The sequence below is a fragment of the Hymenobacter swuensis DY53 genome (genome assembly GCF_000576555.1).
GTDB lineage: Bacteria > Bacteroidota > Bacteroidia > Cytophagales > Hymenobacteraceae > Hymenobacter > Hymenobacter swuensis.
Genome location: NZ_CP007145.1, coordinates 2,326,333 through 2,348,988, shown reverse-complemented (window position 1 = coordinate 2,348,988; position 22,656 = coordinate 2,326,333). Strand labels below are relative to the sequence as shown.

The following is a 22,656-nucleotide window of genomic DNA, read 5'->3' as shown; positions in this document are numbered from 1 at the left end:
GAAAGGTGTAAGTGTGGAAATGATGTGTTTACGAAGGAATGCTTGGGGTCTGAATGGGTTGACAAACCATACTCAGACCTACTGCCCTAACCCGGTAGGGGAGGTAGGCATGACCAAATATGAACACTATAATTTAATAATACAAATAAATTTTATAATTATTCTAATCAAATACTTTTCCCAGCTCCTATTTCGTTCCTCATTATCAGTCTTTTAGGAGTGCAACGACAAAGGCTAAATACAAACAAAAAAAGTCCGGCTGCTTAGCAGCCGGACTTTCAATTCTCTGATTATGAACAAGAAACCTACAGAATCCGCAGTTCAATGCGCCGGTTCTGCTGGCGGTGTTCGTCGGAGTCGTTGGGGTTGAGGGGTTTGGTTTCGCCATAGCCCTTGAAGCGTAACCGCTGGGCCTTCACCCCCTGGCTGATAAGGTAGGTATACACGGACTTTGCCCGGTTCTGCGACAACGCCTGGTTATCATCATCGGATCCGACGTCGTCGGTATGCCCCGATATTTCGACCTGAATATCAGGATATTGCTTCATGAATGCCACCAGCCGATTCAGCTCAGTGCGCGACTTGGGCTTGAGGGCAAACTCCTTGGAATCGAAGAACAGGTTATTGAGTACAATGCTGCGACCCGAGCGCACCGGCTCCAGATAGATATCAAGCGTAAGGGGGTCGAAGCTGCGCTTGTCGCTGTAGTCGAAGCTCAGGCTACGCATCAGGTATTTATCGGCAGCGGCGTACATGGCGTACTGACGGCCTTCGTTGAGCACTACAGTGTACTCGCCGTTTTCGGCATCTGAGCCCACATACTGCACCAGTTCGTCGGTGTTGAGGTCGTAGAGCTGCACGTCGGCCCGGATAGGCTTTTTGGTGAAGGCGTCGAATACGCGGCCCTGGGTGTAAGTGCTGGTTTCGCGGGCTCGCACCTCCTTGGGCACTTCAAAGCCGAACAGTTCCACCGGCCGGTCACGCTCCTGCTTCACACCAGCCACCGTGGCCTTGGAGCGGGAGCAGAAGCCCCGGCGGTTATCGGAACTGATGAACAGAGACGCCTCGTTCTCAAACGTATTGAGCGGATAGCCCAGGTTCTGGGGGCTGCTCCATTTGTCGGCGGCCAGCTGTTCGCAACGGTACACATCCAGCCCCCCCATGCCCACCAGGCCATCGGTAACGTAGTAGAGGGTGGTGCTACTGGCGTGGATGAATGGGGCCATGTCCTTGCCGGACGTGTTCACCGGAGCCCCCAGGTTGCGGGCGGGTGTCCAGTTGCCATCAGCATTGAGGGTGGTCACGTAGATATCCTCCTGGCCCTTGCCGCCGCGCCGGGTGCTGGTGAAGTAGAGCGTACGGCCATCGGCCGACAACGTGGGCTGCGAGTCCCACTCCGGGGAGTTGACGTTACGCCCCAAGTTCTGAGGCTTGCTCCACACATTGCCAGTCCGGCGGGAAATGTACAGGTCACAGTTTCCTACTGAGCTCGGCCGGTCACAGGACGCAAATACCAACGTTTTACCATCGCCGGCAATAGAGCCTGCGCCTTCGTTGTAGGGCGTATTGATGGCTGCTGAGATGGAGGCCGGCTCACCCATACTCCCGTCCTTATTCTGACGGCTCACAAACAAATCCTCACCGCTTTCCGCCGTGGGCCGACCCGTGAATAACAGGAAACGGCTGTCGGCGGTAAGGGCCGGGAAATACTGGAACCGGAATGTATTCAGCGGCTCCGCCAGTCGCTCGGGTTGAATGCCAGTCGGTGCGGCAATAGCCTTTTGGGCAAACTCGCAGTTCAGCAGTTGGCGCTGAGCCCGCGGGGCATTCCGTGGGCTTTTAGCGGCAGTTTTGAGGTGTTTTTTGTAGCTCTCGGCGGCCGTCTGGTACTCGCCGAATGTCATGGCCAACTCCCCCAGCGTAAAATAATCGTTGGAATGGGAAGCCTCTACCGGCAACTTGGCCAGCCCATCACGATACGCCTCAAAAGCCTGTTGATTTTCGCCCATAGCCTTCAGCAGCGACCCTCTCAGCACGTACGGCTCTCCCAACGAAGGGAACTTCTGATTCAGCTGCGTCAGGGTTTCAATGGCCTTGTTGAAGTCCCGGGCTTTGGCCTGTTCCTGTGCTTTTTCCCACATGTTGCGGGCTTTGGTGTTGGTGGTACTCAGCTTGGCCTGGGCAGCAACTTGCAAGGGTGACAGGCTGCCCATTGCAAGCAACAGGACAATGGGCACAACGAACGAACGGCGCATAGGGGGAAAGTAGGACGCTACGGAATGTCGAGAAACTTATGGGTTTGTAACGAAACCTGCCATTGCGGATTGTTCTTGACGTATTCCACAATGAGCGGCATCATCTCAGGAGCTTTGCTCCACTCCGGCTGCAGATAGAGTCGGCAATCGGGCCTTACCAAAGCAGCGTGCTGCTCGGCCCAGGCAAAATCACTTTTATTGAACACAATTATCTTCAACTCGTGCGCGGCCGCCAGCACCGACGGCAGCGGAGCCTTGAATTTCTTGGGCGATACGCAGATCCAGTCCCACTGGCCGCTGAGCGGATACGCACCGCTGGTTTCAATCCAGTTCCGGCAGCCGGCTTCGTGCAGCGCGGCCGTGAGCGGAGCCAGATCGTGCATCAGCGGCTCGCCGCCGGTAATGACCACGTTGCGGCCCGCATCGGCAGTGGCCGCCGCCACGAGGCGGGCAATGGCCTGGCGTGGGTGCGCGTCGATGGGCCATGATTCTTTCACATCGCACCATACGCAGCCCACATCACACCCGCCCAAGCGGATGAAGTAAGCGGCGCGGCCGGTGTTATAGCCTTCGCCCTGAATGGTATAGAACTGCTCCATAACGGGCAGTTCGGAAGCCGTCGTCCCGGGGGCCGGGGACGCCGACGTAACGGGAAGTTCGTGCAGCAAAACGTGGGTAATCTGAAAACGACAAGCCGGGCCGTTGGGCGGCTCCGAATGCCTGCGCACCCGACCTCCGCCCTAACGGCCCGACTTTAAAAGTAGTACACTGCCCCGAATTCTAAAAGCCTGAGGCGGTTTTAATTGGATTTAACGAGGCCAAGCACCGATTTAACCCTGTATATTCTACGTTGGGTTCAAGTGATCTTCCCTCCTGTTGGTTTCACGTTACTTTGGGTACACTTCGCCCTTCGCTGCCCGCAGCGTATTCAGCAGCAGCATGGCAATGGTCATCGGCCCGACCCCACCCGGCACGGGCGTGATATAGGAAGCAAGCGGTGCCACTTCAGCAAAGTTCACGTCGCCTTTCAGCGCCCAGCCCGACTTCTTGTCGGCATCTTCCACGCGGGTAGTGCCCACGTCGATTACCACCGCGCCGGGCTTCACCATGTCGGCCGTCACGAACTCCGGACGGCCCAAAGCGGCTACCAGTATATCGGCGGTGCGGGTGATGTCGGCTAAGTTCTGGGTGCGCGAGTGGCATAAAGTCACGGTACAGTTACCAGGCTCTAAGTTCTTGGCCAGCAAAATACTAACCGGCGTACCCACAATGTTACTGCGCCCGATTACCACGCAGTGCATACCATCCGTCGGCAGCTCGTAGCGCCGTAGCAGTTCCACGATGCCTGAGGGCGTGGCAGGCAGTAGGGCCGGCAGGCCGGCCACCATCCGCCCGATATTCATCGGGTGGAAACCGTCCACGTCCTTCTCCGGCCGCACTGCCTCAATCACCTTGTTGGTATCGATGTGGCGCGGCAGCGGCAACTGTACAATGAAGCCGTCGATGCTTTCGTCCTCGTTCAGCTCTTGCACCTTGGCCAGCAGTTCGGCTTCCGTGATGGTGTCTTCGTAACGCAGCAGCGTGCTTTCAAAGCCTACCCGCTCGCAGGCCAGCACTTTATTACGCACGTAGGTTTCCGAGCCACCGTCGTGGCCCACCAGAATAGCCGCCAAGTGCGGCGTCTTCTGGCCAGCTGCTTTACGCTGGGCTACTTCGGCAGCAATTTCTTCCTTGATGGCCTCGGCGGTTTGCTTGCCGTCGATGAGGCGGTAGGTCGTGGCGTCGGGGGCAGTGGTCATGGGGTTTGGCAGTTAAGCAGGGTCTTGGGGTTGGTCAGTAGTTTTCTTGTTTTCGTGGGCGGCAATGGCGGCCGTACCGGCAGCCTGCAGGGCGGCTTCCATCGTGGGCCAGTCATCTCTCCACCGGAACTTACGCTCCTGGCCTTTGATGATCTTTTCCAGCTGTTCCTGGCTCGTACAGTTCTTGAGAAGGGTTGAGGACATGTCTTAGAATGAGTAAATCATAACACGCCGTGTCAAGAAGTGTATGAGGTGGAAAATGCGTTGTTGGTGTGAATACAAAAAAAACGCGCCCCGATGGGGCGCGTTCCACTTCGTTAGTCGATTTTGAGGACGGCCAGGAAGGCCTCCTGCGGAATTTCTACGGAGCCAACCTGGCGCATCCGCTTCTTGCCTTCCTTCTGCTTTTCGAGCAGCTTGCGCTTGCGGCTGATGTCGCCGCCGTAGCACTTGGCAATTACGTTTTTGCGCAGGGCCTTCACGGTTTCCCGCGAAATGATTTTCTGCCCGATGCTGGCCTGGATGGCAATTTCGAACTGCTGGCGTGGGAGCAGCTCCCGGAGCTTTTCGCAGAGACGGCGGCCCCACTCGTAGCTCTTGGAGCGGTGCACGATGGCCGACAGGGCATCGACCTTCTCCCCGTTCAGCATGATGTCGAGCTTCACCATGTCCGACTCGCGGAAGCCGATCAGCTCGTAATCGAGCGAGGCGTAGCCGCGCGAAATGGTCTTGAGCTTGTCGAAGAAGTCGAACACGATTTCCGACAGCGGCAGCTCAAACGACAGTTCTACCCGCTCGGAAGTCAGGTAGCTCTGGCCTTTGATGATGCCGCGCTTCTCCATGCACAGCGTGATGATGGGCCCCACGTAATCGGAAGCCGTGATGATCTGAGCCTTGATGTAGGGCTCCTCGATCAGCTTGATCATGTTCGGCTCCGGCATTTCGCTCGGGGCGTTGATAACCAGGCGCTGATCCTTGGTGCCGGTGGCGTGGAACTGCACCGAGGGCACGGTGGTAATGACCGTCATGTTGAACTCGCGCTCCAAACGCTCTTGCACGATTTCCATGTGCAGCATGCCCAGGAACCCGCAGCGGAAGCCGAAGCCCAGGGCCACCGACGTTTCGGGCTCCCACACCAGAGAGGCATCGTTGAGCTGGAGCTTTTCCATGCACGAGCGCAGCTCCTCGTACTCGGTGGTTTCTACGGGGTAGATACCGGCGAATACCATCGGCTTCACATCGGCGAAGCCCTGAATGGCTTCAGTGGTGGGCCGCGCCACGTGCGTGATGGTGTCACCGACCTTCACTTCGCGGGCTTCCTTGATGCCCGAAATGAGATAGCCCACGTTGCCGGCCCCGATTTCGAGGCGCGGCTCCTGGTTGAGGCCCAGAATACCGATTTCGTCGGCGCCGTATTCCTTGCCGGTGGCCATGAAGCGGAGCTTGTCGCCCTTTTTCATAGTACCGTTCTTGATGCGGAACAGAACTTCGATACCCCGGTAGGAGTTGAAAACAGAGTCGAAAATCAGGGCCTGCAGCGGCGCGTCCGGGTCGCCGACCGGGGCGGGAACCCGCTCGCAGATGGCGTTCAGGATGGCTTCGATGCCAATGCCCGACTTGCCCGAGGCGGGGATGATTTCGTCCCGGTCGCAGCCTATAAGGTCCACGATTTCGTCGCTGACCTCCTCCGGCATGGAGTGCGGCAGGTCAATCTTGTTGAGCACCGGAATGATGGTCAGGTCGGAGCCGATAGCCAGGTACAGATTGGAAATCGTCTGGGCCTCGATACCCTGCGACGAGTCCACGATCAGCAAAGCGCCTTCGCAGGCGGCAATGGAGCGGGATACCTCGTAGCTGAAATCGACGTGACCGGGCGTGTCAATCAGGTTGAGCGTGTAGATTTCCCCTTTGTAGGGGTACTGCATCTGAATGGCGTGGCTCTTGATGGTGATGCCCCGCTCCCGCTCTAGGTCCATGTTGTCGAGCAGCTGAGCTTGCATATCGCGCTTGGAGACAGTACTGGTAAATTCCAGCAGGCGGTCGGCCAGCGTGCTCTTGCCGTGGTCGATGTGGGCGATGATGCAGAAATTGCGGATGTTCTTCACTAGAGGCGGTTTTTTGCAGTGGCGAAGATACGGGAAAGGCCCGGGAAAAGCTAAAATGGCCGACCCAACGCCCGCTTCGGCCACCCTCCCTGACCCGGTTTCACCCTGATTCGGCTCTCGTCGGTAACTAACCACAGTGGCAAACCCGGCGCAACGGTACAGTATCGTCGCAAAAAGCGCACGAATCGTCGCAACCGCGTGGCCGGAACTGAACAAGGCGGCTGAATCCCCGTTGTGGAAGGAACACTGTTCTTTCACCTAACCTTCCCAACCAAGCATTATGGGTATTACCCTCGAACAAGCCCAGGCCGCCGTGAAGGCCGCACACGAGAAATCCCTCGAAATGGGCGTGAAAATGAACATTGCCGTGGTAGATGCCGGCGCCAACCTAACGGCCTTCGCCCGCATGGACGACGCGTGGCTCGGCTCACTGGACATCTCCATCAAGAAGGCCAAAACAGCCCGCTTCTTCGATATGCCAACCGGGGCTATTGGCGGCCTTTCGCAGCCCGGCGGCTCGTTGTTTGGCATTGAGCATTCTAATGGAGGCCTGATCACCTTCCCTGGCGGCATACCTATTAAGGATGCCAGCGGCAAGGTTATCGGAGCCATCGGCGTGTCCGGCGACTCGGTAGAAAACGACCATACGGTAGCCGAAGCCGGCGCACAGGCTGTCGGCGGCCGCTAGGCCCAACAGCCCGCTCCCATCCCTGGGGGCGGGCTGTTTTATTTCTCCACTCACATTCCTACTCACATGGCTGATAACAGAGGCGTTGTGTACACCGGCCCCGGCAAAGTCGAGGTGCAGAATATTGCGTTTCCGGAGTTGAAGAATCCGAAAGGCAAGAAAATCACGCACGGCGTGGTGTTGAAAGTAGTTTCCACCAACATCTGCGGTTCCGACCAGCATATGGTGCGCGGCCGGACTACGGCCCCATCGGGCCTGGTGCTGGGCCACGAAATCACGGGCGAGGTGATTGAAATGGGGGCCGACGTGGAGTTCCTCAAGAAAGGCGACCTAGTGTCGGTGCCGTTCAACGTGGCCTGTGGCCGCTGCCGCACCTGCCGCGAAATGAAAACCGGCATCTGCCTGACCGTGAACGAGGGCCGCGCCGGCGGGGCCTACGGCTACGTGGACATGGGCGGCTGGATTGGTGGCCAGGCCGAGTACGTGATGGTGCCCTACGCCGACTTCAACCTATTACGCTTCCCCGATAAAGACCAGGCCATGGAGAAAATCCGGGACCTGACCATGCTCAGCGACATTTTCCCGACCGGTTTCCACGGGGCTGTGAAGGCCGGCGTGGGACCAGGCGCGACGGTGTACGTGGCCGGAGCCGGCCCCGTAGGGTTGGCCGCTGCCGCTTCGGCGCAGTTGCTGGGTGCCGCCGTGGTGATTGTGGGCGACATGAACAAGGCCCGTTTGGCCCACGCCCGCTCCTTCGGCTGCGAAACCGTGGACCTGACGCTGGACGCCACCCTCACCGAGCAAATCACCCAGATTCTGGGCGTGCCGGAAATCGACTGTGCCATCGACTGCGTGGGCTTCGAGGCCAGCGGCCACGGCACCGACTCCAAGACGGAAGTGCCGGCCGCCGTGCTCAACTCGCTCATGGAAATCACCCGGGCAGGCGGCTCCATCGGCATCCCCGGCTTGTACGTGACCGAGGACCCGGGCGCCAAGGACGAGGCCGCGCAGAAAGGCAGCCTGTCCATCCGCTTCGGCCTAGGCTGGGCCAAGAGCCATTCGCTGCACACCGGCCAGACGCCCGTGCTCAGCTACAACCGCCAGCTGATGCAGGCCATTCTGTACGACAAGGTGCAGATTGCCAAAGCCGTGAACGTGGAAGTCATCAGCCTCGACGACGCCCCGCGTGGGTACGAGGAATTCGACAGCGGCGTCGCCAAGAAGTTCGTACTCAACCCGCACAACCTGATTCCGGACATCAAGCCCAAAGCCAAGAAGAAGGAGAAGGAGCCGGCATAACGTCAGCGCTGCTTGCCCTCGGCACCAACGGCCGGGCCTCCCTACGGGGTGGTCTGGCCGTTTGGCGTTTGGGCCGGATTAGTACCCCGAATTTTCGCGCCGGAATCCAGGACCGAATAGGCGGCCGTAGATGCGTTGCGTCCACTATCCGTCCGGGCGGTCCATCAGCTTCCATATTTCTGTTTAATAAGCGAAAAACACCATATTTCACCAAGCCAACAGGTTACCGTTCCTACTCGCCGGACCGCCCGCATATCCCATCGAATTTGCTCAGGTCCGGCTTACCTTCGGGTAGTTATCCGTGCTGTTTTCTACCCCCGCCCATGATTCGTCGGCTGTTTTTTAGCCTGTTAGTAAGTATCCTTCCGGCGGCACTGTACGCCCAGACCGCTATTCTGGAAGGTCAAGTGCTCAATGAGCGCACCAACGAGCCGGTGCCCTTTGCCACCCTGGGCGTACCCGGCCGGGGCATCGGCACGGTGGCCGACGAGCAGGGCCGCTACCTGCTGCGCCTGCCCGCCGGCCTGAGCGATACGCTGGTAGTTACTTCGGTGGGCTTCTCGCGCACGGCCGTGGCCCCGGCGGCGCTAGCGGCCGGGCAGCGCGTATTCAAGGTGATGCCTCAGGAGCAGGCTCTCGGGACAGTGGTGGTGGAGCACCCGCGCGTGCATCCCGCGCTACTGGGCCGCAACAAGGAGAAGGGCGACGTGCACTGGACCGGCGGCTCCAGCGGCAAGGAAACCGTGGACGACGAATGGGGCTGGGAGTTGGGCACCCTGCTACGCCCCACCCGCCCGACCTACCTGGAGGAGTTTCACGTGTATCTGGCCGCCAACAACTACGAGCAGCTCCGCTTCCGCCTCAACCTGTACACCGTGGAAAACGGCCGGCCCGGCCGTGCTTTGCTCTCCCGGGATATTCAGTTGCTGACTACCAACCGGCAGCAGGGCTGGCTCACGGTGGACCTCCGCCCCTACGCCCTCACGCTGGAGGCCCAGCCCGTCATGGCTACCATTCAGTGGCTGCAAAGCGAGAAAACCAACCCCTGGGACAAGTACTTTTCCATCCCCGTGACCCGGGAGCGGAAACAGGTAATGGTGGAGCGCGAGAACAGCCAGGCCGCCTGGACCATCCACGCCATGCAGCCCAGCCTGTACTTCACGGTACTCACGGAGTAGGCGGGCGTTTTGCGCGTCTTCCGAAAGACAACCCGTTTTATGAGGCCAACCTGAATCAGAAACGATGCAGGGTTTCGACAACGGGCGGGCAGGCTTCCGGCTGGCGCAACTGCAGCTAGTTTATTCAGCTGTTTTTAGCCCGCAGAGGACGCAGAGGTTGGAGCAGAAGACGCTGAGTTCTGCGCCCTCTACGTTTCTTCCACGGCCGCTGCGGGCTAAAATTTTGTTTTCTCTTGCTCAGTCTATTCTCATTTCGAATGAGTGATTTCACCCTTTAGCTAGAGTTTGAATATGTCGACTTTGGTGAGTCCGACATGCGAAATGAGTTTTGTAACATCAACGTAACCCTGCCCGATGGCCGGTTTTATGGCATCAACGTCTGGACATTCCGGTTTTTGACCACTGCTGTCCAGCAGGACATAGCTGAAGGCAAACCACTCGCCGGCCTTTATCTAAAGCCGCCTGATCTGTTCGTAAAAGAGCTCACCCGGGAGTGTATCACCGCAGCTATTGCTGATTTATTGCGGACAGGCCCACTTGAACAGGCGCTCAACCCCAGTACTGGCCCTCACTTTCCGGAAGAAGGATTTTAGCCTGGCGTCTCACCAGCCTCGCCCACTTCCCTTTCCCTTGTGGCTTGCACACGAAGTAGTGTAAAGCACGCAACACCCAGCGCGCGGAGGTCAATGCCTGTTGTGAACAGGCCACGGGGCTTTGTCACCCCGCCAGTGTCTGCTGTCACCTCGTCACTGCTCATTGCCACGCAGGCAGTGCCCCTTGTCACTGAGTCAGCAGCTCTTGCCACCCCGCCGCAAGGCGTTGCCACTGGGTCATTCGCCATTGCTACCGGGTCAGCGCGCATTGTCACCTCGTCACCTCTTAATGTCACTAGGACAGCAGTCAATGTCACTCGTTTATACAGCATTGCCACGCCACCACCAGCCCTTGTCGCCCCGGCAGCAGTCAATGACACTTGGGTAACCTTGCTTTTTTTATCCCTAGCTAATCAACTTCGGGCTCGTGGGGCTCGTGGATGAAAGTATTGCGGGGGTCCACCCAATAATTCCCTAGTCCTTCACAGATAATAAACCAACTGTCAGAATCTATGTAGGGAGCATCGTTCCAGATGTGCAGTGAATGGCCATTTGAGAAATCAATGGTCAGGTCACCCCACGCTGTGAAAGCAGCATTGGCAACCATACTGTTTTCCAATGTCTGTAAGGCAGGAGCCAGGCTGGTATCGGCATCCTCGTGCCATGTACAGATAACGCGCTCAGCCGTTACAATCCGCCACGCGCAACAAACCATCAACGAGAATTTGCCCCATTTTTCATCACGGGCCGATACCGGGCCGAATTGCAGCGTGAAAATGGATCCTGTCCCACTCCCGGCCCGGCTTTGCCATACCGGCTGATTCTTCAGTTTCTCTATGACCTCCCTGAACTCGGCGAAAGAAGCAACGCGCTTACTGGTTTCAGACATTGGGTAGTAAAATTTTAGCTGCTGCAAGTTCACTCAAACTTACGTGAATAGCCCCGCCGGGGCTTTTTTTGTACCTTCACCCCTCCAATTCCACCCACTTTGCCCTGCGCGTATGCACCCAGCTCCCGTAGCTCCCTATAAGCCTCAGAACCACGTCCGCATCGTCACGGCCGCTGCCTTGTTTGACGGGCACGACGCCGCCATTAATATTATGCGCCGCATCATCCAGAGCAGCGGGGCCGAAGTAATTCACCTTGGCCACAACCGCTCGGTGCAGGAAATCGTGGACTGCGCCATTCAGGAAGATGCCCAGGCCATTGCCATTACCTCCTACCAGGGCGGCCACAACGAGTACTTCAAGTACATGTATGACCTGCTGCAGGAGCGCGGCGCGGGGCACGTCAAAATCTTCGGCGGCGGCGGCGGCGTGATTCTGCCCACCGAAATTGCCGAGCTGCAAGGCTACGGCATCACCCGCATCTACTCGCCCGACGACGGCCGCGCCCTCGGTCTGCAGGGTATGATCAACGACCTGCTCCAGCAGTCGGACTTCCCCACCGGCCAACACCTCAACGGCGAGGTAACCCACGTCAAAGACAAAGACGCCCGCAGCATCGGCCGCCTCATCTCCGCCGCCGAAAACTTCCCCGAGGAGTTTGAGCGCGTGAAAGGCCAGTTGGTGGCTGAGTTTCAGCAGAGTGAAAATGGAGCCAACACCACTAACTCCCAAACTCCTACCCTCACACCCTCACACCCTCACACCACTCCCATCCTCGGTATCACCGGCACCGGTGGCGCGGGTAAATCCTCGCTTGTGGATGAGCTGGTGCGGCGGTTTCTGCTCGACTTCCCCGAGAAGACCATTGCCATCATTTCCGTCGACCCCAGCAAGCGCAAAACCGGCGGGGCCCTGCTCGGCGACCGGATCCGGATGAACGCCATCAACTCACCCCGGGTGTATATGCGCAGCCTGGCTACGCGCCAGAGCAACCTGGCCCTGAGTAAGTACGTGCAGGACGCCGTGGACGTGGTAAAAGCCGCTGGCTTCGACCTGATCATCCTCGAAACCTCCGGCATCGGGCAGAGTGACACCGAAATCATCGAGCACTCCGATACCAGCCTCTATGTGATGACGCCCGAGTACGGCGCGGCCACCCAGTTGGAGAAAATCGACATGCTCGACTTCGCCGACGTCATTGCCCTTAACAAGTTCGACAAGCGCGGCGCCCTGGACGCCCTGCGCGACGTGCGCAAGCAGTACCAGCGCAACCACGGCCACTGGGATAAGCCCCTGGATTCGATGCCCGTTTTCGGGACCATTGCCTCCCAGTTCAACGACCCCGGCATGAACCGCCTCTACCGCGCCGTGCTGGCCACTGTAGAAGCCAGAACCGGCGTGCCCTTCGCCTCCCACCTCGAAACCTCCCAGGAGGATTCGGAGAAGATTTACATCATTCCGCCGCACCGCACGCGGTATTTGTCTGAAATTGCCGAAACCAACCGCCAGTATGATCAGTGGGTTCAAAAACAAGCTGACGTTGCTCAGCAGCTCTATGGAATCCGACAGGCCGTCGGAGCCGTTGAAAGTCTCGGAGACGCCGCCCCTAACGGATCTGGCAGCGGGAACGGCAGCCACGGATCCGGAGCAGGAAGCCTCGTGGCCGGCCTGGAGAGCACCTTCCAGGAAATCAAGCTCCGTCTGGACGGGCAAAACTGGAAGCTCTTGGAGACCTGGCCGCAAAAGGTAGCCGCCTACAAAGCCCCCGAGTTCATCTTCAAGGTGCGCGACAAGGAAATCCGCATCCAGACGCACACCACTAGCCTCTCCCAGCAGCAGATTCCCAAGATTTCCCTGCCGCGCTACACCGCCTGGGGTGATTTGCTGAAGTGGCAGCTCCAGGAAAACGTGCCCGGCGAGTTCCCCTACACGGCCGGTGTGTTTCCCTTCAAGCGCGAGGGCGAAGACCCCACCCGCATGTTTGCCGGCGAAGGCGGGCCCGAGCGTACCAACCGCCGCTTCCACTACGTGAGCATGGGCCTGCCCGCCAAGCGCCTGAGCACGGCCTTCGACTCCGTAACGCTCTACGGCGAGGACCCCGACCACCGGCCCGACATCTACGGCAAAATCGGCAACAGCGGCGTGAGCGTGTGCAGCCTCGACGACGCCAAGAAGCTCTACTCCGGCTTCAACCTGGCCGACCCGATGACCTCGGTGTCGATGACCATCAACGGGCCCGCCGCTACCATTGCCGCCTTCTTCATGAACGCGGCCATCGACCAGCAGTGCGAGCTGTACATCAAGGAAAACGGGCTGGAAGCGGAGATAGAAGCCAAAATCGAGGCCATTTACCAGGAGTTGGGCCAGCCCCGCCCCCGCTACCAGGGCGAGCTGCCCCAGGGCAACGACGGCTTGGGCCTCCTGTTGCTCGGCGTAACCGGCGACCAGGTGCTGCCCCAGGAGGTGTACCACGCCATCAAAACCCGCACGCTGGCGCAGGTGCGCGGTACCGTGCAGGCCGATATTCTGAAGGAAGACCAGGCCCAGAACACCTGCATCTTCAGCACCGAGTTCAGCCTGCGCCTGATGGGCGACGTGCAGCAGTACTTCATCACCAACAAGGTGCGGAACTTCTACTCCGTGTCGATTTCGGGCTACCACATTGCCGAGGCCGGGGCCAACCCCATTACCCAGCTGGCCCTCACGCTCAGCAACGGCTTCACGTTTGTGGAGTATTACGTGAGCCGGGGCATGAACGTGAACGACTTCGCCCCCAACCTGTCGTTCTTCTTCTCCAACGGCATCGACCCCGAGTACGCCGTGATTGGCCGTGTGGCGCGCCGCATCTGGGCCAAGGCCATGAAGCTGAAGTACGGCGCCGACGCCCGCTCGCAGATGCTGAAGTACCACATCCAGACCAGCGGCCGGAGCCTGCACGCCCAGGAAATCGACTTCAACGATATCCGCACCACCCTGCAGGCCCTCTACGCCATCTACGACAACTGCAACTCGCTGCACACCAACGCCTACGACGAGGCCATTACCACGCCCACCGAGGCCTCGGTGCGCCGGGCCATGGCTATCCAGCTCATCATCAACCGGGAGCTGGGCCTGGCCAAAAACGAAAACCCGCTGCAGGGCTCCTTCATCATTGAGGAGCTCACCGACCTAGTGGAAGAGGCCGTACTCACGGAATTCGACCGGATTACGGAGCGCGGCGGCGTGCTGGGGGCCATGGAAACCATGTACCAGCGCGGCAAGATTCAGGAGGAAAGCATGCACTACGAGATGCTCAAGCACACGGGCGAGTATCCCATCATCGGGGTGAACACCTTCCTCTCCTCCTCCGGGTCCCCCACGGTGGTACCCGCCGAGGTTATCCGCGCCACGGAGGAGGAAAAGCAGTACCAGATTACAATGCTACAGGCCCTGCATGCCCGCAACCACGCCACCACCGAGCAGCGCCTGAAGCAGCTGCAGCAGGTGGCCGTGGCCAACGGCAACCTCTTCGAGGCCCTCATGGAAACCGCCAAGTTCTGCTCATTAGGGCAGATTACGAACGCGCTGTTTGAGGTGGGTGGGCAGTATCGGCGGAATATGTAAACTCTAACATTGTAGTTAAAGAAGGTATACCTCATTAAGGGTATACCTTCTTTATTTAGAAATTTTTATGAAACCAGAACCAGATTTTTTTTCATCTATGTTCAGCAATATTTTATCAGGTCTAATAGGAGGCTTATTAGTTTGGTTATTACAGCAGACTTATCTTAACTATCGAGAAAATAAAAAGAAGAAAGAAACAATAGCAGAACGAGCCAAAGAATTAGAAAAGCAAAAGACAATAACATTACAGAATACTGACAAGGTCATTACAGGCGAAGCCATTTGGCGTCTCAAGCCAGGTTCAAGCGTAGAATTGATGAGACATATACTAGGCATTCCGTTGAAATACTCAGATAACGAACAATCCATTTTTGACACGTTCAGTGATGAACTAGTAGAAGCGAGTAAAAAATACTATTCATATCTATACTTATTCAAAAACGCCAATATAAAGATTTGCACACAGGATAATATGACTATTGATGCTATTACAATCTGTGCCATTAATGAGCCTGTTACAGTACCAACGTTGAACTATGCTTTAGACGAAGAGATTGGAACTGACAATTTAGCTGAAGCAAAGGTCAACCAAACTCTTATTGACAAGTGTCAAAAGCATGAATATATTTCTACCAGAATTGATTCGTCTTTTGCGCTTCAACTTTGGATACCAAATCCAATTTATCTGAGCTATACTTATTTTGGCCACGCACCGGACGTGTCCATAGAATATGCAGAATCAAAAGACCCTAGTTTGTTCCTCGACAAGGAAATTTGGGGATTATGTCTATCGAATAATAACGATGCTTTCTTCATCTTTGATATAGAGACTAGATAATCTAAGTCCTCCATTGGCTGCTACTGGCACGATTTCAAGCGCAGCCGTAACTTGTGACTAGCTATATGTGGAGATTGTACCGCCACTACTGCAAAGCAGCAACCCGAAAACACGCCGCCCAGAGCAATCCGGGCGGCGTTTTCTATACTCCACTCGTGTGTTACACACCGAAGACACGGAGGCTACCCTCTCCAAACGCCTCACCCAGAACTTTCGCCCCCGCCCTGAGTTAGCAACCTGAACCTGCTTTCTTCCCAACACCCCCACCAAGAAAAAAACGAATGAAATTCCCCCTTATCCTCGCGGCGGCCCTGGCATTCACTGCCCAGGCGCAGGCCCAAACTGCCCCCGCACCGCGTGCGGCCGCCGACCAGATTGTCACCAAGAAAGGCCCGCTTACGATGCAGCCCATCACCCACGGCAGCGTGGTGTTTAGCTGGAACGGCAAGACCATTTACGTGGACCCCTACGGCGGAGCCGCCGCCTACGCCGGCCTGGCCGCCCCCGATGTTATCCTCATCACCGACATTCACGGCGACCACCTGGACCCGAAGACGCTGGCGGGGCTTTCCGTGGGCAAGGCCCTGATGATCGTGCCCCAGGCCGTGGCCGATAAGCTGCCCGCCGAGTACAAAGCCCAGGTCCGCGTGCTGGGTAACGGCCAGAAGCTCGATACGCTGGGCATGACGGTTTCGGCCATTCCGATGTACAACCTGCCCGAAGCCCCCGATGCGCCGCACACCAAAGGCCGGGGCAACGGCTATGTGCTAAACCTGGGCGGCAAGAACGTGTACCTCTCCGGCGACACCGAAGACATTGCCGAAATGCGCGCCCTCAAGAACATCGACGTGGCATTCGTATGCATGAACCTGCCCTATACCATGGATGTGCAGCAGGCCGCGCAGGGCGTTCTGGCCTTCAAACCGGGTATGGTGTATCCGTATCACTACCGGGGCCAGAATGGCCTGAGCGACGTGGAGGGCTTCAGGAAAACCGTGAACCAGGCCAACAAGAAAATTGACGTCCGGCTGCGCAACTGGTATCCGGCCGCCCAGTAACACACCACAATCTGACGTGCGTTTGGACTGCGCCACCCGGAGAAATCCGGGTGGCGTTTTGCTGAGCAGCCGCGCCGGGTTGGCAGAAAACATGAAGGATTTTTGTGGCGCGCTGCGACAACAAGCGGACAAAGCCGGCGTTGCTGACGCAGCCACAAGCAGCGTGCGGCTCAGATAGTCAGCCAACAGTAACCGTATCGTCATGCTTAATCTGGCGTCCGCTTTGGCGTCCACAACTATTCGTTATTACCCCGTGCTCACCATTCACAACTTCCATAAAGCCTACAACGGCCACACAATTCTTCGGCTGGATAATTTCACTATCGACTCCGGGATTCACTGGATTCGCGGCCACAACGGCTCCGGCAAAAGCACGTTCCTGAAAGCCCTGGCCGGCATACTTTCCTTTGAGGGAGACGTGACGGCACACCCCAATATATCTATCAAGAAGAACCCCACCGCCTACCGCAGCGCGGTGAACTTTGCCGAGGCTGAACCCGTGTTTCCCGATTTCCTGACGGGTACGGAGCTGATTCAGCTGTTCAAATCGGCCAAGAATGCGCCGGCCCGGCAGGAGGAGCAGTACGTGGAAAGCATGGGCATGACGGCCTACCTCCCGGACCGCATCAGCACCTATTCCAGCGGGATGCTCAAGAAACTGTCGTTGGTGCTGGCCTTTTTGGGGCGGCCGGCCTGCATCTTGCTCGATGAGCCCCTGACCACCCTGGATGCGGATTCGCTGCCGATTCTATATGCCTGGATTGCCGACCAGCACCGGCTGGCTGGCACGACCTTCCTGTTGTCCTCGCACCAGGCATTTGAGGGGGAACTTCTGCCCGACGTGCGGGAAATTCTAGTGGCCCAGGCTACGCTGCAACATATCGGATGAGCAGTGCCCACACCCGCGTGCTGACCAAACTATTGGCCAAAGGGTTCTATCGGGAGCACACCGGCTTATTACTCTCGCTGCTTATTCTCATTTTCAGCAATTTCTTCTATACCAACGTCCTCAACCAAACCCACCTGACGCCCGAGCAGATTATTGCAACGGCCCTGAAACTGGCAATATCTACCGTCAGCGAACCGGTGGGCGTCGTTATTTTTGCTGCTATTTTATTTATCTACAGCATTAAGACCTGGCAATATGTCAGCGCGCGTTTGAAAGAGCCAGACGCGGGGTTTCTGTTTTACAGCCTCAACGCCCTGAGCCGCACCCGGCAGTTGCGGGCCTGGGCAGTAATGCAGCTCGTCATGTCGTTGCCGCTGGTGGTGCTGGGCGGGTATGCCATGCTGGTGGGCGTGGCGTACGGGTACTGGTTAGTGCCGCTGCTCATCCCCGGGTACCTGCTGGTGCTTATCGGGTACAGTGCCCGGTACTACGTATGCATCACGAACAACCCGGCCACCGAGCCGACCCGGGCAGTTGGGCTGGCGTGGCTGCGCGCCTGGCCCAAGCCCTTGTTCAGCCTGTTTCTGTTCGAAGTCGTCTTCCGCAAACGCGTGGCCTACGCCGTTACCAAAGCAGCTTCCCTGGTCAGTGTAGCCCTGGTCTTCGGCGTATTTCCCGATTCCCGCTCCGACCTGCGGCTGCTTGGGATGATGGGCTTGTGTGTGGCCTTGATTCACGCGGTGCTGGTGTATCAGGCAAGCGAGTTCGAGCTGACGTACCTGCGCTTCGCCCGCAACTTCCCCTACGGTAAAGCGCGGCAATACGGTCAGCAGATAGCCCTATACAGCCTGCTGCTGCTGCCCGAAGCGCTGGGGCTGTTTCTTGCCGCCGCTCCGCCCAAGGCCCTCATGGGGTTCCTGCTGATGCTGGGCGTTACGCTCCTGTTCCGGGCCGTACTGTACCGGCTGGGGCAGCACATGAAACTGTTTCTGCGGGTGGTATTCGGGCTTTTTATCGGATTGCTGCTGCTTAACCTGTTTGGATTTACGGCACTGCTGGCCGTTGGGAGTTTCCTGGCTGCTTGGGTTTTACTATACCGCCACCATTACGCGGACTAAGCGGCGCAGCCGGCAAAACCCAGGCGAAGCCACGCCGGAAACATGAACGGGTGCCATCTGTTCACACAGCCTGGGAAGAGCAGGCCCCCAAAGCGACCAAAGGCAGAAAACGGACGGCGCGGATCAATCAGGAAAACATAGTAGTTAACCCAGGTTGCGGATGATGCGGGGCCACTCGCAAGGGCTCCGGTCCGGCGGCTCTTTCAGCAACCTGGATTAGTAATAGGGATAGACCGGTAAGCTAAGCCGACACGAAGCATAGACTGCTGCCGGGCCGGCAGATGCCGTGGGCCGGTCCGGCGGCGGTTTCGGAGCGTGATAAGGAAAGACGCCGGGTCTGGATTATCTATATAGCTTTGAGCGAATAAATCCTTTCCTCCCTATGCGCCTTTCTCGTTCGTTTGCCTGGTCTGTGTTGCCGCTTACTGTGCTGCTGGCCGCCGCCGGCTATGCTCCCGCCCCCTCTGCCTCGGCGGTGGCCGTGCCCGATTTCACCCAGGGCGTTATTACCACCCGCGTGTCGTTGCCCGGTAATCCGTACGACAAGCTGCTTAGCCAGGTCGATCCGGCCAAGGGCAACGTTCAGGAGCAGCTGCAGCAGCTGGCCGGTCGGCTCACGGCGGCCGAGCAGCAGCAGTTGCAGGCCGCCGCTGCCGACCTCAGCCCGGCCATGACGATGGGCGCGCTGCTGCTGCCGCGCAAGGGTACGCTCTACTGCCGGGGCCGGGAAGTGCGCGCCACTACCGATGCCCTCACCTACCACCTCGAAAACTACTTCAACCAGGCAACCAACAAAGGCCTGCTACGCCTCGTGGCGCAGGCCGCTCCCCAGAGCGTCAACTACAGCTACGACGCCGCTTCGGTGGAGAAAACCTGGCAGAGCATCGTAGTAACAGACTCGGACTACACTCTGCGCACCACGCCCGAAACGGTGCTGGTGGCGGGCTACCCCAGCCAGAAAACCACTTACACCCTCAAGCCCGGGGCGCAGGACACTAAACCGGCTGGCCCCGGCCAGTTCTCCGGCAAGCCCGTGGCCCTGGATGTGTGGACCTCCCGCCAGATTCCGCAGAGCCTGAACTTCGCCCACCCGGTGTACGTCAACCAGGCCTACGGCATCACCCGGCTGGTGGTGTACTTCGATAAGGAGCACCGCCAGCAGATGCGCTACGAATTTGCCACCGTGCAGCCCCGCGCCGTTACCGACCAGGAGCTGAAAGTCAACACCACCGCCCCCCTGCTCGACTATACCAAAGACGCCCTGCAGATCGGGATGCAAACCATGTCCCTCATGCTCGGGGGCGGCACCAAAGAACCGGCAGCTACCGACGAATAAGCCCCGCCACTCGGCGGCCGGGGCCGCGCCGCCGGGCTCAACATAAGCGGTATTTTGGTGGGCGCGGGTCGGGAATGGGCTGACTGGTCGATGAACGGCGTGGGCCGGTGCCCGACCAGCAGCCCACGCCGTTCACCGAAAACCGGACCGTCGAAGCCCGGCAATTGGCTAGCTTTACCCCATGCGCACTGCTCTCTTCTGGTGGCAAACCGGCCTGCTGGCACTGCTGGCCGCCTGCTCCTCTCCCGATCAGCAAACGGACGTACCCACCCAGAACCCCACCACCGGCGAAGTGTATACCCGGCGACGCGTTGTGGTGGCCGACTCGCTTATTCGGGGCCGCCTCCTCGACCGGTACGACTCGGTGCTGGTGGATACCCGCCCGCAATTTCTGCTGAAGCTGCCGCGCCGCCCTCCGCTCGACACCCTGGCCCTGGGCCTGCTGCTGGGCTGGGATTCTACTACCGTCCGGCGGCGTATTGCCGAGGCCCTGCCTTACCCGGGTGCCCGGCCCCGCCATCCGGTTCAGCTCCGGCTCACGGCCGCCGAAGCCAAGCGGGTACGCCGCGACAGTGCTGCCTGGCCCAACCTACTGCTCACGCAGCGGCATCAGCGCGTGTACACTACCCACGCAGGAGCCCCGGTGTTGGGCTATAAGGCCAGCGAAGCCCAGACTTTCTTCCACCAAGCCAGACGCTACCGGCGCGGGCGTTTCTACCGGCTGCGTAACGGTGGCATTGAGGCGTATTACAATGGCCTGCTCACCGGCCGCCACAGTTACCTCCACCCGTTAGTAGATGCCAAAGGCAACACCCATGGCACCTGGGCCAAAGACACCACCTTCCGCCAGGGGCAGGATCTGCACCTCACCCTTGATGTGAAGCTGCAGTCGTACGCCGAAAAGCTGCTGGGCAACCGCCGGGGCTACCTGGTCGCCCTTGACCCACGTACTGGCGAAATTCTGGCCTACGTATCGGCCCCGGTGTATGATCCGGCCACCCTTAGCGCGCCCGATCAGGCCGGGGTTCGGGCTGAGCTGCTGGAGCACGAGGAGATGCCTTTGCTAAACCGTCCCGCCATGCTGGCCAACCCACCCGGCTCAGTGTTCAAGTTGGTAAATGCCGCCGTGGCACTGCAGTTGGGAGCCATTACTCCCGCCACCGGCTTCCGCTGTAACCAGGCGCTGGTGAGCTGCGTGCACCACCACCGGCCCGCCAACAGCCTCACGCTGGGCCTGAAATACAGCTGTAACCCCTATTTCTACCAGGTGATGCAGAACCTCATCACCCGCGTACCCGATAGTTTGGTACAGGATACGGTGGCTGCCCGCCACGCCAACCTGGCCCTCTGGCGGCGCTACGTGCGGTCTTTCGGGCTGGACTCGGTGCTGGGCGTGGATCTGCCCCGTGAGGCACCCGGCTTCCTGCCCACCCCGGCCTATTACGACAAGGCCCGCCGCACCCGCAACTGGACGTACCGTTCCATCTATTCGCTCAGCATCGGGCAGGGTGAAATCAACCTGACGGGACTGCAGATGGCCAATATGGCGGCCATCATTGCCAACCGGGGCTGGTACTACGCTCCCCATCTGGTACGCGGCATTGGCAGCGGCGGGCCGTTGTCGCGCTTCCGTGAAAAGCATTATACCCTTATCGACAGCGCTAATTTTGCCGCGCTGGTGCCCGGTATGGTAGCCGTAATGCAGCGCGGCGGCACTGCCGATGCCTCCAGCCTCGCCGATATAGGCATTACCGTAGCCGGCAAAACCGGTACCGTGGAAAACGACGAAGGCGACGACCACGCCGCCTTCGTCGGCTTTGCTCCGGCCGATAATCCCAAAATTGCCGTGGCCGTATACCTCGAAAACGCGGGTTTCGGGGCCACGGCCGCCGCACCCTGCGCCGTAATGGTGATGGAGAAGTATTTGCGCGGCAGCATCGCCCCCAAACGCAAGCGGTGGGAGCGGCGCATCATGAGCCGGGCGAGGCAGGAGTAGGCATCGTCTATACCTCTACGCGGCACTTTTTATCTATGCAGCACCACCCAGTCTACTGCACGTTGAAGCGGGCACGGTACACGGTGGTGTCGCCTGGGCCGAACTCAATGCGGCGGTTATCGGCCTCCTTGAACTCAAACTCGCCGTTGACGGTGAACTTCACCTCCGTAAGCAGGTAGCCGGTGTGGGTAGTCACCACGGCGCGGTAGAGGCTGCTGTCGGGGTTGGCGGGCATCAGGGGCAGGTCCTGGTTCCAGCTTAGGGGGTTGTCGCGGCCCCGCAGGCCCACTTGCCGCACGTTGGGCAGCCCGCGCACATCGAGCAGGTACACCACGGTTTTGTCGTGGGCGGGCTGCACGCAGCCGGGCAGCAGCAGGCTAGCGAGGAGGAGCAGCAGCAGGCTAGGCGTTTTCATGGCTGCGGGTTTTGCTAAGCAGATAATCGAGGCCGAAACGGCCGGAGCCCAGCACCAGCGCGGGCAGCGCGGCCCACAGGAAGCCGGCGGCGGGCAGCATATTCCACATGCCCTGCTGGAGCTGCTGCATGAAAATAGCCACCAGCATCGTGCAGATAATCAGGAAGGCCGACACCCGGGTACCCAGGCCCAACAGCAGCAGCAAGCCGCCCACGGCTTCACTGGCGGCACCCATCCAGGCGAAGAAAGCCGGAAACAGCGTGAAGATGCCCCCGTAAGCGGCCACATCCGTGGGAAACCAAAAGGCTACTTCAAAAAGCCCTAGATTATTATCGGGCGGCGACCAGGGCAATCCGAACTTCGCGGACCCGAACTCGGCCGTAAGCAGGTAGCCGCACACCAGCCGGGGCAGCAGCAGCAGGGCATCCTGCCACCAATGCGGCAGCACGAGGGGTTCAAAAAGCGGGCGTAGCAAACGAAGCATACCAACAGGGTTGAGAGGGAAAGGAGAAAACCAACGGACCGCAACAGCAGCAGAGTGAGCCAAAGCACGGCAACCCCACGCTACCCGGTGCCTCAATTCATATATTGGTACCCCA

General features: G+C 58.8%; 19 protein-coding genes. 11 read left to right on the top strand and 8 right to left on the bottom strand.

Annotated features, from left to right (window positions below; genetic code table 11):
• Window positions 1-305: 305 nt before the first annotated feature.
• The 5 genes from HSW_RS11335 to lepA form a co-directional block, all read right to left on the bottom strand.
• Entirely contained in the window at window positions 306-2,255 is a 1,950-nt protein-coding gene (locus HSW_RS11335) for an OmpA family protein (protein WP_044002016.1), read from the bottom strand.
• A 17-nt stretch (window positions 2,256-2,272) separates the two neighbouring features.
• On the bottom strand, window positions 2,273-2,854 hold the full coding sequence (locus HSW_RS11330) for a 7-carboxy-7-deazaguanine synthase QueE (protein WP_081768377.1): 582 nt from the start codon (window positions 2,852-2,854) through the stop codon (window positions 2,273-2,275).
• A 288-nt stretch (window positions 2,855-3,142) separates the two neighbouring features.
• Window positions 3,143-4,054 (bottom strand): bifunctional 5,10-methylenetetrahydrofolate dehydrogenase/5,10-methenyltetrahydrofolate cyclohydrolase, encoded by a 912-nt coding sequence (locus HSW_RS11325; protein ID WP_044002015.1) that lies wholly within the window; start codon window positions 4,052-4,054, stop codon window positions 3,143-3,145.
• Window positions 4,055-4,066: 12 nt separating this feature from the next.
• Window positions 4,067-4,258 carry a hypothetical protein gene (locus tag HSW_RS11320; RefSeq protein WP_044002014.1) on the bottom strand — a complete coding sequence of 64 codons (192 nt, stop codon included), beginning with the start codon at window positions 4,256-4,258 and terminating at the stop codon, window positions 4,067-4,069.
• 113 nt (window positions 4,259-4,371) lie between these two features.
• Window positions 4,372-6,159: a translation elongation factor 4 gene (gene lepA / locus HSW_RS11315; RefSeq protein WP_044002013.1), complete on the bottom strand. Its 1,788-nt coding sequence runs from the start codon at window positions 6,157-6,159 to the stop codon at window positions 4,372-4,374.
• 280 nt (window positions 6,160-6,439) lie between these two features.
• On the opposite strand from lepA, the gene HSW_RS11310 reads away from it, so the two are divergent.
• The 4 genes from HSW_RS11310 (at window position 6,440) to HSW_RS23510 (ending at window position 9,917) form a co-directional block, all read left to right on the top strand.
• Window positions 6,440-6,847 (top strand): GlcG/HbpS family heme-binding protein, encoded by a 408-nt coding sequence (locus HSW_RS11310; RefSeq protein ID WP_044002012.1) that lies wholly within the window; start codon window positions 6,440-6,442, stop codon window positions 6,845-6,847.
• Window positions 6,848-6,913: 66 nt separating this feature from the next.
• A complete protein-coding gene (gene fdhA / locus HSW_RS11305; protein ID WP_044002011.1) occupies window positions 6,914-8,146 on the top strand; it encodes a formaldehyde dehydrogenase, glutathione-independent in 1,233 nt (410 codons plus the stop codon).
• Window positions 8,147-8,469: 323 nt separating this feature from the next.
• The gene (locus tag HSW_RS11300; protein ID WP_044002010.1) at window positions 8,470-9,324 is read left to right on the top strand and encodes a carboxypeptidase-like regulatory domain-containing protein; all 855 of its coding nucleotides are present in this window, start codon (window positions 8,470-8,472) and stop codon (window positions 9,322-9,324) included.
• A gap of 314 nt (window positions 9,325-9,638) precedes the next feature.
• Window positions 9,639-9,917 (top strand): hypothetical protein, encoded by a 279-nt coding sequence (locus HSW_RS23510; RefSeq protein WP_197031990.1) that lies wholly within the window; start codon window positions 9,639-9,641, stop codon window positions 9,915-9,917.
• 409 nt (window positions 9,918-10,326) lie between these two features.
• On the opposite strand, the gene HSW_RS11290 is transcribed toward HSW_RS23510, so the two are convergent.
• The gene (locus tag HSW_RS11290) at window positions 10,327-10,806 is read right to left on the bottom strand and encodes a hypothetical protein (protein WP_044002008.1); all 480 of its coding nucleotides are present in this window, start codon (window positions 10,804-10,806) and stop codon (window positions 10,327-10,329) included.
• A gap of 112 nt (window positions 10,807-10,918) precedes the next feature.
• Here HSW_RS11290 and HSW_RS11285 point away from each other — a divergent pair, with 112 nt between their 5' ends.
• The 7 genes from HSW_RS11285 to HSW_RS11255 all read left to right on the top strand — a co-directional run bounded on the left by HSW_RS11285 (window position 10,919) and on the right by HSW_RS11255 (window position 21,642).
• A complete protein-coding gene (locus tag HSW_RS11285; RefSeq protein ID WP_044002007.1) occupies window positions 10,919-14,407 on the top strand; it encodes a methylmalonyl-CoA mutase family protein in 3,489 nt (1,162 codons plus the stop codon).
• 67 nt (window positions 14,408-14,474) lie between these two features.
• On the top strand, window positions 14,475-15,245 hold the full coding sequence (locus tag HSW_RS11280) for a hypothetical protein (protein WP_155832935.1): 771 nt from the start codon (window positions 14,475-14,477) through the stop codon (window positions 15,243-15,245).
• A gap of 281 nt (window positions 15,246-15,526) precedes the next feature.
• Complete coding sequence (locus tag HSW_RS11275; protein WP_044002005.1) at window positions 15,527-16,303, top strand: MBL fold metallo-hydrolase; 777 nt, start codon at window positions 15,527-15,529, stop codon at window positions 16,301-16,303.
• 223 nt (window positions 16,304-16,526) lie between these two features.
• Window positions 16,527-17,192, top strand: coding sequence for an ABC transporter ATP-binding protein (locus tag HSW_RS11270; RefSeq protein WP_197031989.1), 666 nt, complete (start codon window positions 16,527-16,529; stop codon window positions 17,190-17,192).
• Window positions 17,189-18,310 (top strand): hypothetical protein, encoded by a 1,122-nt coding sequence (locus HSW_RS11265; protein ID WP_044002003.1) that lies wholly within the window; start codon window positions 17,189-17,191, stop codon window positions 18,308-18,310. The genes HSW_RS11270 and HSW_RS11265 overlap by 4 nt, the downstream gene beginning before the upstream one ends.
• A 382-nt stretch (window positions 18,311-18,692) precedes the next feature.
• A complete protein-coding gene (locus HSW_RS11260; protein WP_155832934.1) occupies window positions 18,693-19,646 on the top strand; it encodes a hypothetical protein in 954 nt (317 codons plus the stop codon).
• A 181-nt stretch (window positions 19,647-19,827) separates the two neighbouring features.
• Entirely contained in the window at window positions 19,828-21,642 is a 1,815-nt protein-coding gene (locus HSW_RS11255; protein ID WP_052346364.1) for a peptidoglycan D,D-transpeptidase FtsI family protein, read from the top strand.
• 52 nt (window positions 21,643-21,694) lie between these two features.
• Here the strand turns inward: HSW_RS11255 and HSW_RS11250 are convergent, their stop codons facing one another.
• Both HSW_RS11250 and HSW_RS11245 read right to left on the bottom strand, forming a co-directional pair.
• A complete protein-coding gene (locus HSW_RS11250) occupies window positions 21,695-22,057 on the bottom strand; it encodes a hypothetical protein (RefSeq protein WP_044002001.1) in 363 nt (120 codons plus the stop codon).
• On the bottom strand, window positions 22,044-22,541 hold the full coding sequence (locus HSW_RS11245; protein WP_044002000.1) for a DoxX family protein: 498 nt from the start codon (window positions 22,539-22,541) through the stop codon (window positions 22,044-22,046). The genes HSW_RS11250 and HSW_RS11245 overlap by 14 nt, the downstream gene beginning before the upstream one ends.
• Window positions 22,542-22,656: the final 115 nt, after the last annotated feature.